Below are 1,046 nucleotides of genomic sequence, written 5' to 3'. Positions count from 1 at the left end.
CTGTGCGCCCTTGACCGAATCATGGAACATCCAATTTTTCTTTCCAACACAAAATGTACGGATGGATCTTTCAGAGGCTGAATTATCAATCGGGACATTTCCATCGGTGAGGAATACTTTTAAATATTCTTCCTGATTCACACTGTATTTCAGACCTTCAGCAGTTTTCCCTTTGGGTGGTACTGTTGTATCAGCAAGTTGTTTTTTACCCACGTAAAATATTCCTCAACCAGTGGCCCTATGTTTTCCTGCCGCTCCTGAAGACGTTGTTCCGGGGAAAGTTCTTTTAAAGCACCTTCCAATTCATATATTAACGCAATCCGGCTTAATGCCTGATACGAAACGGAGCGTTTTACCGCAGCTGCATCTGCTTTGTCTGCAGCTTTTATTGCATCCGCGTAATCACGACGCGCATGTGCCCAGCAATTCGCGTTCGTTAATACGGGAATCTTATCTTGAAGGAGATGGTATTATTTTAATCCATCAGTCACAAGCACTCCGTTATAATCCCGATAAAACGCAAGAGGCAGTTCATGATTTCTGCCTTTTTGGTATTTGTAGACAACAATCGGACGTTCTTTGAAAAGTTCAACGGATCGGTGTACCCACATATAACTTTTACTCCCAGGACTGCGATCATCATGAATTACCTGCGTAGGCGTCTCATCTGATTGTGTAACTGGAAGTTTAAGCAGCTCCTGCTTCATTCGTTCCACAAGTGCAGCGAAATAACGATCAGAGCTGTTAATGATCCAGTTTGCCATTGTCTGTCTGGAAATGTTTACCCCATTACGCTGGGATTATTGTTCAATCCGGTAAAGCGGTGAAGAATTCACATACTTCACATTCAAAATAGAAGCAAGCAGAGATGGCGTGACAATACTATTAGGGAATATATCTTTTGATCTGTCCCCGCGAAGAAATTCATCCTGATGGTACCCATCGGTACCAACATAAACTTCGACTGTATGAATTTCTACAGTCCGGGATTCCGGTTCATGGCGCAGACGTTTGTATGTTTCATCCGGTATACGTTTCCAGTTTCC

Annotated in this window: 2 pseudogenes; both read right to left on the bottom strand. The window is 42.9% G+C overall.

From position 1 onward, the window contains the following. Positions 1-764: pseudogene (gene tnpC, locus WMO65_RS26235) on the bottom strand (IS66 family transposase); the annotation flags it as partial. 36 nt (positions 765-800) lie between these two features. Next, a pseudogene (locus tag WMO65_RS26230) lies at positions 801-1,046 on the bottom strand (IS66 family transposase); the annotation flags it as partial.

The organism is Blautia caccae, assembly GCF_040095955.1.
GTDB classification, from domain to species: domain Bacteria; phylum Bacillota; class Clostridia; order Lachnospirales; family Lachnospiraceae; genus Blautia; species Blautia celeris.
The sequence above is the reverse complement of the archived record's forward strand: the minus strand, read 5'-3'. Positions and strand labels throughout refer to the sequence as shown.